The organism is Leptospira licerasiae serovar Varillal str. VAR 010 (assembly GCF_000244755.1).
Lineage (GTDB): Bacteria > Spirochaetota > Leptospiria > Leptospirales > Leptospiraceae > Leptospira_B > Leptospira_B licerasiae.
In genome coordinates, this window is the sequence record NZ_AHOO02000005.1 from 63567 (window position 1) to 75640 (window position 12074).

General features: G+C 40.7%; 15 protein-coding genes. 1 reads left to right on the forward strand and 14 read right to left on the reverse strand.

Annotated elements, in window-relative coordinates; translation table 11 throughout:
* Positions 1 to 91: 91 nt before the first annotated feature.
* The 9 genes from LEP1GSC185_RS00760 to LEP1GSC185_RS00805 all read right to left on the reverse strand — a co-directional run bounded on the left by LEP1GSC185_RS00760 (position 92) and on the right by LEP1GSC185_RS00805 (position 6110).
* Positions 92 to 349: a hypothetical protein gene (locus LEP1GSC185_RS00760; protein ID WP_008589828.1), complete on the reverse strand. Its 258-nt coding sequence runs from the start codon at positions 347 to 349 to the stop codon at positions 92 to 94.
* 12 nt (positions 350 to 361) lie between these two features.
* Positions 362 to 1381, reverse strand: a complete 1020-nt coding sequence (mltG, locus tag LEP1GSC185_RS00765; protein ID WP_008590824.1) for an endolytic transglycosylase MltG — start codon at positions 1379 to 1381, stop codon at positions 362 to 364.
* Positions 1382 to 1433: 52 nt separating this feature from the next.
* Positions 1434 to 1979: a phosphoribosyl-AMP cyclohydrolase gene (locus LEP1GSC185_RS00770; RefSeq protein WP_008590371.1), complete on the reverse strand. Its 546-nt coding sequence runs from the start codon at positions 1977 to 1979 to the stop codon at positions 1434 to 1436.
* Positions 1980 to 2069: 90 nt separating this feature from the next.
* Positions 2070 to 2423, reverse strand: coding sequence for a single-stranded DNA-binding protein (locus LEP1GSC185_RS00775; protein WP_008590370.1), 354 nt, complete (start codon positions 2421 to 2423; stop codon positions 2070 to 2072).
* A gap of 162 nt (positions 2424 to 2585) precedes the next feature.
* A complete protein-coding gene (locus tag LEP1GSC185_RS00780; protein WP_010514783.1) occupies positions 2586 to 2888 on the reverse strand; it encodes a hypothetical protein in 303 nt (100 codons plus the stop codon).
* Complete coding sequence (locus LEP1GSC185_RS00785) at positions 2873 to 3430, reverse strand: RNA polymerase sigma factor (protein ID WP_008590234.1); 558 nt, start codon at positions 3428 to 3430, stop codon at positions 2873 to 2875. Before LEP1GSC185_RS00785 ends, LEP1GSC185_RS00780 begins: the two co-directional genes overlap by 16 nt.
* A gap of 24 nt (positions 3431 to 3454) precedes the next feature.
* On the reverse strand, positions 3455 to 3907 hold the full coding sequence (locus LEP1GSC185_RS00790; RefSeq protein WP_024863947.1) for a Spy/CpxP family protein refolding chaperone: 453 nt from the start codon (positions 3905 to 3907) through the stop codon (positions 3455 to 3457).
* A gap of 58 nt (positions 3908 to 3965) precedes the next feature.
* A complete protein-coding gene (locus LEP1GSC185_RS00795) occupies positions 3966 to 4637 on the reverse strand; it encodes a response regulator (protein WP_008591519.1) in 672 nt (223 codons plus the stop codon).
* 195 nt (positions 4638 to 4832) lie between these two features.
* Positions 4833 to 6110: a phosphoinositide-specific phospholipase C-related protein gene (locus LEP1GSC185_RS00805; protein ID WP_024863949.1), complete on the reverse strand. Its 1278-nt coding sequence runs from the start codon at positions 6108 to 6110 to the stop codon at positions 4833 to 4835.
* A 310-nt stretch (positions 6111 to 6420) separates the two neighbouring features.
* Between LEP1GSC185_RS00805 and LEP1GSC185_RS00810 the strand changes: the two genes are divergently transcribed.
* Positions 6421 to 6885: a DUF1801 domain-containing protein gene (locus tag LEP1GSC185_RS00810; RefSeq protein ID WP_232298417.1), complete on the forward strand. Its 465-nt coding sequence runs from the start codon at positions 6421 to 6423 to the stop codon at positions 6883 to 6885.
* Positions 6886 to 6890: 5 nt separating this feature from the next.
* Here LEP1GSC185_RS00810 and LEP1GSC185_RS00815 read toward each other — a convergent pair whose 3' ends face one another.
* From LEP1GSC185_RS00815 to LEP1GSC185_RS00835, 5 genes are all read right to left on the reverse strand, one after another.
* Complete coding sequence (locus LEP1GSC185_RS00815) at positions 6891 to 8150, reverse strand: esterase/lipase family protein (RefSeq protein ID WP_010514776.1); 1260 nt, start codon at positions 8148 to 8150, stop codon at positions 6891 to 6893.
* A gap of 126 nt (positions 8151 to 8276) precedes the next feature.
* Entirely contained in the window at positions 8277 to 8627 is a 351-nt protein-coding gene (locus tag LEP1GSC185_RS00820; protein ID WP_008590079.1) for a hypothetical protein, read from the reverse strand.
* Between the two features lie 65 nt (positions 8628 to 8692).
* The gene (gene lvrB / locus LEP1GSC185_RS00825; protein WP_008591244.1) at positions 8693 to 9826 is read right to left on the reverse strand and encodes a hybrid histidine kinase/response regulator LvrB; all 1134 of its coding nucleotides are present in this window, start codon (positions 9824 to 9826) and stop codon (positions 8693 to 8695) included.
* A gap of 1 nt (position 9827) precedes the next feature.
* Positions 9828 to 10271 carry a response regulator gene (locus LEP1GSC185_RS00830; RefSeq protein ID WP_008590472.1) on the reverse strand — a complete coding sequence of 148 codons (444 nt, stop codon included), beginning with the start codon at positions 10269 to 10271 and terminating at the stop codon, positions 9828 to 9830.
* A gap of 6 nt (positions 10272 to 10277) precedes the next feature.
* A complete protein-coding gene (locus tag LEP1GSC185_RS00835) occupies positions 10278 to 12071 on the reverse strand; it encodes an ATP-binding protein (RefSeq protein WP_008591328.1) in 1794 nt (597 codons plus the stop codon).
* Between the last annotated feature and the right edge of the window lie 3 nt (positions 12072 to 12074).

Genomic DNA, 12074 nt, shown 5'->3' on the forward strand with positions numbered 1-12074 from the left:
GTTTTTGAACACAAGTCCCGGGAAGAAATGAGACAGAATCAAGGAAAGAAGGTGCTTCTTCCTCCCGATGGAAGCTGTAGGAGTTCCTAAATCAACCTTCCATATTACGGACCAAAGAGGATCTGATCTTTAAAAGATTATTCCGGATTCTTCTCTTTTGGTCATCAGTCAAATGGATCTCTTTTCTTTCCGCCCGATCTAAGACCAAACTTGCCTTTTCCACGAACTCGACAGCAGCGTCGCTTGCAGATTCTCTCTTAAGCTGTTTTTCCTTAAAAAGATCCAATGATCTTTGGACTTCTTTTAATTGTTCTGTGACCGAAACGATTTCTTCTACGGGGGAACTCATGATCGCACTCCTTTATTCGTAAAGAACGTCGATGTATTTTTTCTTAGCTTCGGCATGTTCTTTAAAACTTTTAGAGAAGTAATGGAACCCATCCGGTTTTAGCAGGAAGAATAGATACTCGGTCTTAGTCGGCATGAGCGCCGCTTCTAAAGAAGGTTGTCCCGGATTAGAAATAGGACCAGGCGGATATCCTTTATTCATGTAAGTATTATAAGGAGAAACGATCTTTAGATCCTTTTCGAAAATGCGAGGATGAGGTTTATCAAAAAGATATTGGATAGTGGCACAAGACTCCAAAGGAATGTCCTGTTTCAAACGATTTAAGAATACGCCCGCCATCAAAGGTCTTTCTTCATTTTTTTTGGCTTCTCTTTCTACCACCGAAGCGAGCACTACGATCTCATGTAGTTTTTTAGGATCTAATTCCTTTGCGCCTGGGATCTTTTCCAATCTAACATAAAATCTTTTGATCATCATCCTTGCGATCTTATCCGCAGGGAAATTCACAGGAACACTGTAAGTTTCAGGAAAAAGATAACCTTCCGCATTATTTGCAGGTATCTTAAACTCTCTTAACAGTTCCGTCCTAGCAGCCGCATTCAAAAAGTCGGCCCTGGTCTTAATTAAATTTTTCTTAACCAGCAAGTCTCCGATTTGACGGTTATTATAACCTTCCGGAACGGTAAATGTGACTAGTTTAACTTTTCCTTCTGTGATGACTTGTAGGATCTTACGTGCGTCCATTCCGTCGTTGATCTCGTATAGGCCGGCTTTGATCTTTCCTGCAGATCTGGTCGCCTTTATTAAAAAAAGGAAATATTTAGAAGATTTTAATAATCCATTCTTGGAAAGATTTTCTGTAACTTCGACCGGAGAATCGCCCGGCTCTACAATGATATCCACTTTTACCTGGCCGGCGCCTACTGCTCCTCCCTTGATCTCATCTACAACGAAGAAGGCGACCACACCCGAAAGTGCAAGTATGCCTAATAAAACAACGGATCTTCTCACGAATGCATTTTTAAAAATCATAACCGCATCTGCCTTGTATTTCTATCGGCGAAATTTCCTTTTTACGGAACCTCTACTTCCCCAAAAAAGGGATCTCAGGAACTAAGTTTTTGGTCCCAGTTTTATCCTGCTCTCTGAAAAAACAGGAATAGTACCCTTCGTGACAGGCTGCACCTTCCTGTTCCACTTCGTACACAACAAAACTTCCATCTTTGGGTGCTAAGACCCTTTTCAGTTTTTGGATATGTCCGGAAGTATCTCCCTTTTTCCAAAGCTGGTTCCTGGACCTGCTGAAATAAATTCCCATAGATTCTTTTTGGCTGAGCTCTAAACTTTCCGGGGTGGAGAACGCCTGCATTAAAAATAGACCTTTTTTATCTATGGTGACCACAGGGATCAGACCGTTGGAGAACTGGAGGCCGTCGAAACTAGAGATCTCCTTCAATTCCTTTTCCGAAAAATCGGGATGTGAGACTAGTATAGTATCCTCGTCGCAGTCTATAAAAGTTTTCACGTTAGTCGGAAGAGTATGGCGGATAACTTCCCATTCTTCCTGGGTCATTCTTCTTAATTCCGAAATTTTTCCGGGTTGTCCCCCGGCCCAAATAATAGTAAGCATTCTTTTCCTACATAAACCAAGGACCGACCCTAATCGTCAAGAAAGGTGAGACCTTGAAAATCCTCCCAAGGCCTCGACCCGTTGAGGATATTATGCAGCTTCTTTTTCTTTTCTATCTCCGAAGCTGTCGAATCGAACCTCGTCCGCTATTACTTTGACCTTGGAACGGTACTGGCCCTCTTGATTTTTCCATCTATCCTGTTTTAAATGTCCGATTACAGTTACCTTTTTTCCCTTTTTAAGATATTCAGAACAGTTTTCCGCGAGCCTTTCCCAGACTTCCACGTCCACATAGGAAACCTCAGAATCTTCTCCTTCCGTCTTTTTGTAGTTATGGTTAACGGCTACAGTGAAATTTGTGACCGACTTTCCTGCCTGGGTCTTTTTTAATTCCGGATCACCGGTTAAAAAACCGTCCAGAACTGTGAGTGATAGATTTTTCATAAACATTTTCCTCCTGGGGAATATAGGAGCTACGTGTAGCGAAATGTTTACTGCGCTTGTGATTTTTTTGGATTGATCGGGACTTCTCCCGGAATTTTGATTCCGCGAGATCCGCCTTACATAGAGAGAACGACGGGCCCAATCATTCGGGCCCGACTTATTTTATTCTTCTAGAGTGGAGAGGTAAGATTCGCCTTCTAAGATGGAAGTAACACCAAGATAATATTCATCTTCTGTGTTGAGTTGTCCGGCAAAAGAATACCATCCGATAGAAATGCCCAAGAGGAGTGCGGCTGCTACCGCTAATACATTTCTGATCGGGAATTGAACCAGCTTTTTAGAACTTTCTTCTTTTTTGTATCTGTCGATCACACAAGAAGCTAAATTTTTAGACCAGTTCGGATCCGATTTTCTTTTTTCGATCTCTTCCTTCATCGGTAGACAATCTTTCAATATTTTCCCCATACTTCTCCTCCTTCTCTTTTTTCGGAGTTCTGCATTCTTCGCAACATTTCTTTTCCTCTTGCCGCTCTGGATTTTACAGTTCCGGCAGGAACTCCCAGAACTTCGGCGATCTCTTTTTCGGAGTATCCGGAAAGATAATATTGGATCACACTTCTATACGCTTCCGGCAGATTGCCGATCCAAAGTTTTGCTTTTTCCCAAGTCGGAAGATCTTCTCTATCTTCCGGCAATTCCTTTTCAAATGCAAAACTTCTGGAATCTTCTTCTGATCTCTTTCCGGCCTTCTCTGCCTTGGTTTCCTCTCTTACAAGATTTTCATTCATTCGAATGGATTCGTTCCGAGCGATTGTGTACAACCAAGTGGTTAACTTAGAATCTCCTCTAAATTGACCTTTTTGTAATGCTTTATAAGCGCGAAGATATGTTTCTTGTGCGACATCGTCTATCGCATACGCAAAGCGTTCATACAAGTAACGGGAGATCGCCGCTAAGACGATCTCCCTAGTTTCTTCTACGAAGCGGGAAAATTCTGCCTCTCCCATTTTACCTCCGAAGAACTTTGGAAATTAATCCTCGTCTTCCTTATCGAATTTACTTTGGAACTTAAGGATTAGATCCGCAAGTTTCCCTCTTTGTTCGGGAGTTAATACCGCGTGGAATTCCACTGCCTTTTTGGTAAAAAATACTCTAAGAGCTGCGATCTTTTTCTCTCTTTCTTCGCCCAGTTTGTTCCATTTTTCAGGATTCAATTTGTCTGCACGAAGTTCTTCTACTGCTTCCTTAGGGAAGAAGTGTCCGCCCAACTTTAGCTCTTTACGTTTTGCAAGCACGTCCTCTTTAATTTTATCAAGGGTCGCAGCTTGTGCATCAGTTAAATCCAATTCGGACTTAAGTTTTTTGACGATATAATTGGCTCTTTTCTCATGAGACATCCATTTATGATGGCATCCCTGAGTCAGTAGGGCGGTTGTCCCTAGCACCAACAAAATCGCGGTTATTTTCGTAATTTTGCGAAACATTCATTTCTCCTCTTTATGCTCCTGGGACCGGGGGCTAAAAAGTCGGTTCCAAAAAAAATTAAGAAGAAAGTATGAGAATATCTTCTTCTTTAATCTCATATTTAGAAGCCAGACGGGTCACAAGGGAGGCCAGGATCTCCTGGGCCTTTTTGTGATAATAAAATTCCTCTCCCACTTCGATAAAAAATTTGCGGACTCCAGGGAGTTCTTTAAGTATGAACGCGATCTCTTGGGCGATCTTCTCCGCATTTTTTTGGAAAGGACAACCAATGAGCCTAACTCCGTTCCCATAAGAGACATTTTGTGTTCTTTCAATTGAGAACGGATATTTCTTTTTATCCACAATCATATCATTCGGGATCTTTAGGACAGAGACTATTTTTTGTAAAAGTTTTTCAGGATCGAAAGGTTTTAAGATATAGCCTACAAGTTGTTTGCTATGGGCCGCGGCCACCACATCTTCTTTTTCGTTACTCGCAGTCAGGAAAATGATCGGAGTATTTTTGTTCAGGTCGGGGATCTTATTTGCAAGGCGAACTCCGGAAAGCACCGGCATCATATTATCCAAAAGGATCAGATCATATTTCGTTTTTCTTAATTTAAGTTCGGCGGCCATTCCATCCACGACATGGTCGATTTCAAAATTGAACCTTTCCAAAAAGTGAATGAGTAATTCGGCCGAACTTTCGTTATCTTCCGCAAATAAAACTTTAAAGAAAGATTGGACCATAAATCTGAAACTTTTCCTTAATTAACGCCGAATCTTGAAAAAGACCGGCTAAAACTTTTATTCTTCGTAAATTATCCGTTTTTATAATGTTTAAGTCGACGATAAAATTTAAGCAGCTTTGGCCCAAAAATAAAAAAACGGGACCCCGATTTCTCGAAGATCCCGTTTTCATGTTAAAGCGAAAAGTATATTAGATTATCTTCCGGCTTCCCAATATCCTTCGGAATACTGGTCGGTAAGATTTGCCCATACTTCCGAAACTCCCTTAGCATTTTTTGCCTCTTGGAGTTTTTTGTTCTCGTATGGAGTTACAGGAGAGGAGAAGTTCCAGCCTCTCGCAGAACATGCGCTCTTTCCGTTTGCCCAATTTCCGGAAGCATCCGTGATTGCCCAGTTGCCGCTTCCGTCTTTACAAGCATAACGATAGCTGTTGGAACATTTATTGTCGTTCCAACGTCCGCTTCCTACGATCTGCAAGCAATCTTCCGCGTTGGCGTAATCGTTTGGCTCCGCGTTATCCCAAGACCAAAGTCCTTGCTTTGCAAAATCAGGACTAAATTGGTCTATTCCGAATACACTGATACCGCAAGCTAACATCTGAGCGATATTATCGTTTGTGAATACTCCACTTTCTTTTACTCCGTCGTAGATACCGAAGTAGTTAGTGCTATCATTGAATACACGGGTCATAGTGTTATCGTATACACCTCTGGACCAGTTACAGCTTGGATAGCCTTGGAAATCTTTCGGGCTGATGGTGTTACTTCCGAAGAAGATCCTTTTTGAGTATTGGTTCCATGCTCCGTCGTAACAACCGTTACTCATCATTAAAATCCTTCTGTTAGAAGAAACCATATCTTTGAGTTTCGGCATATTTGCTGCACTCGGAATATCTCCGCAAGAACCGCTGTATCTGTATAAATAAGGATCTAAATAACTTCTTACGATCCCTAAGAACTCATCCTGTCTTCCGTCCAGGTAATCCTCAAAATAAAGGACCAGAACTTCGTTCCTGTTTTGAGGAGAAGAAATCCAGTTGCGGATCTCTTCCAATCCTTTGCTTGCCGGACGATCGAATACGTTACATCCTAGATCGTTGGATTGACCATGGCAAAGCAAGAAATCGTTTTTGAAATTCGTGCTCAGATAGTAATGAATATCTAATTCTATAAACCTTGCTCCCAATCTCAACTGATCCGTAATGGAAACCTGTTGGTTCGGGAAAGCGTAAGAAAAGAAAGGTCCCGCATACGCTTTGCTATTATAAGAGTTATGTGTGCCGTAAAACAAAGCCTTGTGTACCGGTAGGTTTGCCGCCACTTGCACTTGTCTTTGTACGGCTAGCGATTTAGCTTCCGCGGACTTTTCAAATATATCGATCGGACTTTCAGTTACCGCTCCCCTACTTGCGAACAAACTAGTCGAAGACAAGCTTATAAGCAAAACGGTAAGCATGATTAATTTTCTCTTCATATTTCCATTCACCTTTTTTACTTCTGTGAAAGCATAATATTTGGGAGGCTTAACTCGTAACAAGCTTCTTCTTATAAGCGGCTTATATATGTTTATTTTTATGAAGAACGATTGTTATTTATAATTATTGAATGAATTAGTGGGGCCACAAACAAACAGAGTTAAGTGAGTGGCCGCTCATACATTATTTTTACTTAATGCTCTTTTAGAAAGGCTCTCATTCTACGAGCCATTTATAATCGTATGAATTTGATCTTCTTCTGATTTTAGGCATGAAAACAACTTGTTTCATGGGAAGAAGGTCCCCAAAATGCGAAGCATGCCAGCTAAGAAGAAGTCCGCAAAGACAAACTCTTCCCCTAAACGAGGGATCAAATACGAAGACAAATCCCCGGGACAACCGGAACTAGTTCCGATCTTTAATGAGATCAAGAAGCTGATGAAACCCTATATAAAGGGAAGTCTTAAAGAAAGAGGGGATTCCAGAGGCCAATACGGTTTGGTCAGCGAGATGGAGATCGAAGTAAACGGCAAAAAAAAGCCCGAAGTTTATTTTGCAGGCGTTCTAGTTCAAAAAGGTTACGTGGGATTTTATTTTATGCCTGTGTATTCGGAACCTGGACTGAAAAAAATATTCCCGTCAGAACTTCTGAAATGTTTAAAAGGCAAAAGTTGCTTTTATATAAAGAAGAAGGACCCGCTCATTCTTTCCCAGATCAAAGAAGCCTTAAAGTTAGGATATAATGATTATAAAACGAAGGGTTGGGTAAAATGAACCCCTTACTTTCCAACAAAGACCTTTAAGAAATACTCTCTCAATTCGGGGGAAGGCACGATCTGATAATGAGATAATCCTTTTAGGACCTTTACTCTATTTTCCGGATTGGATTTCTTACGAAATATGGAATCACTAAAAAGAGTAAGGCTTGGTTTTTCTACAATCCCGTCTCCGATCCAGGAAGACCAATCTCCTCCTTCCTCCGAGACAAAACTATAGATCTGATAGGCATCTATCTCGTCTAGTTCCCCGAAATATTTATCCTTTCCGTATCTGCCTAGATGTGTTCCGTCTTTCCAGTCCTCTTCTCGGATAATTCCGTGAGAAAGATCCTTCATTGCCTCACTTCTTTGGTTTCCGATATAACCTACCAACTGCACGGGAAATACAGGCAAAGCCTCGGCTCCAAGTCCCAACCAGAATCCGACTTTTTCGATATAGGAACCTCCGTCAGGAGAACTTATAAATAATACTTTTTTAATATTAGAAGAAAGTGGATTTCCTTCCTTTTTAGAAGAATAGAGGGCGCTTCTAAAAACGAGTCCACCTTGGCTATAGGAAACTACATCGAACTTTTTTTGTTTTAATTCCGGATCTTCTAGAACCTTTCTTACCAATTCCAAAAGTTTCGAGCCATTCTCCGAGATATGAGCCCCGGGGTTGAATCTAAGATAAAAAGGATAATAATTTTCTTTTATTAGGATTTCGGAGAAAGAGGGTTCTCCATTTTTAATCCAAAGCCCTTCGTCACAAAATAGACCTGGAACACAAAGGATCGGTTTTTTAGATCCGGATCTTTTCCAATCCGCCAACACTTCTTCCGGACTTACATCTTTTCCATCCAAACGAAAAGATGCTTGGATCTCCGAAGTGGTGATCATTCCTGCAAAAGATTCTCCCACTACGCTGGAGACTGAAATGTTCTCGAATACTTTTTTTTGTATCAAAGACTCCGTTTCGCTCAGTGCCTCCAATGCGGTATGCATCGCTTGTGCGGTGGATTCGAATGCTTTAGATAGGCCTTCTTCCGTTTTACTTCCGGCTTCTCCCAAGGACTTGCCTGCATCCTTCAAAAATTCTCCAAGGCGAGTTCCGTTTACTGTAGGTGTTTCCGAAATTTGGGATAAACTTTTTGCACACCATTCGAATGAACCAGTGAGTGCCGACTTAACGCCGGATAGAACTCCGAGTGAAGTGTCTCTTGCGAATGAAACTGCGAATTTTCCCAACTTCATGCTGGGTTCTGTAGGTTTATATGGCATATTTTAGTTTCTTAACCGGATAGCGCCGCCTCACTATACGTAAAAACCGCGGGGCGTCAAGGGGAAAGATAGGCGAAATCAGATATTAAGAAGCCCTTCTTAGGCTCCTTAACTTTTATGATCCGATTAACAGGCGAGTTGGACGAAGCTGATTGCGTCGGATTTGCTGAACTCTTCCTCTTCTTCCACAAAGCCTAAGAATAGAGCTTGGGCTCTCATTCTTGCGATATGAGCGGAAGGATAGTCCATAACACAAAGAGTTTGTTTGCCCAAAAAATCTTTCTCTTCTCCGAGAGAAAGTATGGATTCACTTGATTTACGAACTCCGGCGCTCTCACCGAAATCCAAGATCAATCTGTATGCTTTTTCTCCATGGTCTAGAAACAATTCGAAACCGATCACTTTACCGACTCTTAAGTCTAGATCGGCAAAAGGTCTTTCCGAAACTAAGTTTGTATATTCAGTCGATTCCATCATCTAGTATAACCATTCGTAGATAATTATTTGACAAAAAAATTACAAAGAAGATCCAAAAATCGCCGTTAGACTGCGGGCAAATCCAGAAAAAACCTGGTGTATTCATTGGCGGAACTTTCGAAAGAAAGAAACCCTCCGTGCTCTTTCACAATCCCGAGACTGACAGAAAGTCCTAAACCGGTACCCTTATCCGCACCTTTAGTAGTGAAAAATGTATTGAAGATTGATTTACCGATCTCCTGAGGAATTCCAGAACCCAAATCTTCCACAGTTATCCTTACCCAAGACTTGCCGCCGATCTCTTCCGGTTTAGCGGAGATGATCATTCTTTTGTTCTCATCGTATTCCGGATAACGTTCGTTCAACGCATCCGTTCCGTTATTGATCAGATTTAAGAGTACTTGAAGTATCTGTCCCTCTTTACACATTACGGAAGGAAGATCGGTATGAATATCCAGATCCAATTGGATACGGCTCATTTTTAATCTTTGCTCTGAAATAGAACGTGCCCTTGATATTAACGCAAAGACGCTCACAGGTTCGAAGGCGGCTTTTTCCTGTCTGGCAAATCTTAGTAAGTCTTTTACCATTACGGAAATTCTTTCTCCTTCCTGTTTGATCTTAGCTGCGATCTTTTGGGCTTTATCTATATCCATTTCTCCCTTGGAGATCAATTGAGCATAATCTATGATGGCCATGATAGGATTGTTGATCTCGTGAGCCATAGCTCCGGCCAAAAATCCCATTGCTTCCACTTTCTGGCTTTGTCTGAGCTGTTCTTCTATTTCGAATTTTTCTTGTTCCGCTCTTCTTAAAGCTTTATGTTCCTCTATTTCTCGGATCGCTCTTCTTAAAGCAGGGACAAGTTTTACTAACCTATCTTTCAGAACGTAATCGGTTGCCCCTCTAGTCAAAGTTTGGATGGCGGCATCTTCTCCGTAAGTTCCGGAAACGAATATAAAAGGAGTGCTAGGGCATTGCTCTTTTGCGATGGTTAATGCGGATAATCCGTCGAAATTAGGAAGCGAGTAATCCGAAAAAATAAAATCAGGCTTCTCATCTTCGATAGCCTTTAAGTATTCTTCTCTATCTTGAACATGGACCGGAATATAATCCACTCCCGCCCTTTTTAATTCTCTCTGAATAAGCTCTAGATCGGTAGAAGAATCTTCTAAAAAAAGGAATTTTAGCGTCTTCATATCAATGCACCGATTTATTTAATATACACCAATATTGCCCTATTTCAGATACTGTTATGATCAATTTTTCAAATTCTACAGGTTTTATAATATAACTGTTCACGCCTAATTTATAACTTTCCACTATGTCTTTCTCTTCCGCGGAAGAAGTTAGCATTACGACGGGGACTGTTCTTAATTTTTCGTCCGATTTGATCTCTCTTAGAACTTCGAGACCGTCCACTTTTGGCATTTTCAGATCTAGTAATACGAATAAAGGTTTTCCGCCGGATTCTCTGCCATGATACCTTCCTCTGGAAAATAAAAACTCTAGGGCTTCTTCTCCGTCTTTAACATGAAAGACTTGATTTACTAAATTATTTTTTTTGAAACCTCTCAAAGTAAGTTCTGCGTCGTTCGGATTATCCTCCGCGTACAGTATATCATAGTTTCCCGATTGATTCATTCTTCTCTATTCCTTGTTCGGTATTGTAAAATAAAATGTGGCGCCTTGTCCCATTTTTCCTTCTGCCCAGACTTTTCCGCCATGTCTCTGCACTATCCTATCAACGATCGCGAGTCCGATCCCGGTTCCGTTAAATTCTTCGTTGGAATGTAATCTTTGGAATACCTTGAAAAGTTTATGGGAATATTGATCGTCGAAACCCACCCCGTTATCTTTCACGAAGAATGTTCGATTACCTTCTCCGTTTAAAAAACCTATTTCTACAAAAGGATTTTGCGATCTGGAAGAATACTTGTATGCGTTCGAGATCAGATTCAACCAAACCTGTTTTAACATGGAAGCGTCCCCTTTTACCGGAGGAAGTTCCGAAATTTGTACGATAGGGCTTTTAGCTCCGTATTCCTGATTGATGATCTCAACGGAATCCGAAACCATATGTTTCATATTTATAGAATCCGACTTCGGCTCCAGCTTTGATACACGATAAAATGCCAACAGATCATCTATCAATTGCCCCATAAATTTGGAATTGGTAGCGATCACATTCAAAATTCTTAAAGCTTCCGGCTCCAACACTGCGGAATAATCTTCCAACATGATCTTAGTAAATCCGTCTATTCCCCGTATAGGAGCCCGTAAATCATGGGATACGGAATAACTGAACGCCTCCAATTCCCGGTTTGCATATTCTAGTTTTCGAATATTTTCCTCTAGATCTCGATTTAATTGGTTTATCTGAAATTCCTTAAGATTCCGTTCGGTCACATCCAGCCATTCCACGACGCTTCCCAGTCTTTCTCCCGAAGAATCGATAACTGGATCCGCGCTTAGATTAAATTGTCTTCCACCTATAGAAATAGAGCTCTTATGAGTATTAGTAAATGTAGAAAGTATCTGCCTTTGCCTTTCAGGATGAGAATGAAAAGAATCGATACAAGATCCGATCAAAGCCTCCGGAGAAAAATTCGGATATTGATTACGGATGTTTTCCTTTGCACTTTGGAACATATTCACGACGGAACGGTTCGTATACACCACGTTTAGATCGTTGTCGGCGATCATGATATTACTGGAAGCACAATCCAAAGCGGATTTAATCATTAAAATTTCTTTATAGAACTTTTCTTTTTCGAAAAGTGTATGTTCTAAAAGGTTATTTTTTTCAAAGAGGATGTTCTCCGCCTTTACTCTAAGATCGGACTCCTTCTTTAAAAATCTATAAAGTACGGCTAAGATCAGTATATTAAAGGAGATCGATAGGAATAAAACCCAATCGGTGATCTTTTCCTTTATTTTAGAATCGTAAGTCCTTTCCGAAAGAAGAAAGACCTCTTTTTCTTTCAGTCTATCTATTAGGCGATCGATATCATTCTCCAATATCGCGTTCTCGATCCCTATTTCATTGTTTTTAAAAGTAGAATACCGGCCTATCTTCCTGTCTATTTCGTCCTTTTTGATGAGTAATTTCTCCAACTCTAAAAAGCCGTTTTGCTGGGTAGAATTGTCTCTAGTTATATATTTTAGCTCACCTAGCTTGAAGAATATGTTCTGTTTTTCAGCTTTGTAATATTCCAGGTCCTCTTTTTTTCCGGAGTTTATGAAGACCAGAAATCGGATTTTGCTCTCTTTTACGGAAGAAGCCAAATTCTCCAGTCTGGAAATTACGTTGAAAGTATGGGACTCCCAGTCTTTGGACTGAGTTAGATTTCTACTACTAATCCAAGAAGAAAAGCCTATCAATAGGCCCAAAAATCCTATTCCGATAACTCCGAATCTTAGTTTAGAATCATATGAGAGCATGAT

Excerpts from the sequence above, each read along its gene's own strand:
- LEP1GSC185_RS00760 (WP_008589828.1), bottom strand. The coding sequence starts at position 349 with ATGAGTTCCCCCGTAGAAGAAATCGTTTCGGTCACAGAACAATTAAAA.
- mltG (WP_008590824.1), bottom strand. The coding sequence starts at position 1,381 with ATGATTTTTAAAAATGCATTCGTGAGAAGATCCGTTGTTTTATTAGGC.
- LEP1GSC185_RS00770 (WP_008590371.1), bottom strand. The coding sequence starts at position 1,979 with ATGCTTACTATTATTTGGGCCGGGGGACAACCCGGAAAAATTTCGGAA.
- LEP1GSC185_RS00775 (WP_008590370.1), bottom strand. The coding sequence starts at position 2,423 with ATGAAAAATCTATCACTCACAGTTCTGGACGGTTTTTTAACCGGTGAT.
- LEP1GSC185_RS00780 (WP_010514783.1), bottom strand. The coding sequence starts at position 2,888 with ATGGGGAAAATATTGAAAGATTGTCTACCGATGAAGGAAGAGATCGAA.
- LEP1GSC185_RS00785 (WP_008590234.1), bottom strand. The coding sequence starts at position 3,430 with ATGGGAGAGGCAGAATTTTCCCGCTTCGTAGAAGAAACTAGGGAGATC.
- LEP1GSC185_RS00790 (WP_024863947.1), bottom strand. The coding sequence starts at position 3,907 with ATGTTTCGCAAAATTACGAAAATAACCGCGATTTTGTTGGTGCTAGGG.
- LEP1GSC185_RS00795 (WP_008591519.1), bottom strand. The coding sequence starts at position 4,637 with ATGGTCCAATCTTTCTTTAAAGTTTTATTTGCGGAAGATAACGAAAGT.
- LEP1GSC185_RS00805 (WP_024863949.1), bottom strand. The coding sequence starts at position 6,110 with ATGAAGAGAAAATTAATCATGCTTACCGTTTTGCTTATAAGCTTGTCT.
- LEP1GSC185_RS00810 (WP_232298417.1), top strand. The coding sequence starts at position 6,421 with ATGCGAAGCATGCCAGCTAAGAAGAAGTCCGCAAAGACAAACTCTTCC.
- LEP1GSC185_RS00815 (WP_010514776.1), bottom strand. The coding sequence starts at position 8,150 with ATGCCATATAAACCTACAGAACCCAGCATGAAGTTGGGAAAATTCGCA.
- LEP1GSC185_RS00820 (WP_008590079.1), bottom strand. The coding sequence starts at position 8,627 with ATGATGGAATCGACTGAATATACAAACTTAGTTTCGGAAAGACCTTTT.
- lvrB (WP_008591244.1), bottom strand. The coding sequence starts at position 9,826 with ATGAAGACGCTAAAATTCCTTTTTTTAGAAGATTCTTCTACCGATCTA.
- LEP1GSC185_RS00830 (WP_008590472.1), bottom strand. The coding sequence starts at position 10,271 with ATGAATCAATCGGGAAACTATGATATACTGTACGCGGAGGATAATCCG.
- LEP1GSC185_RS00835 (WP_008591328.1), bottom strand. The coding sequence starts at position 12,071 with ATGCTCTCATATGATTCTAAACTAAGATTCGGAGTTATCGGAATAGGA.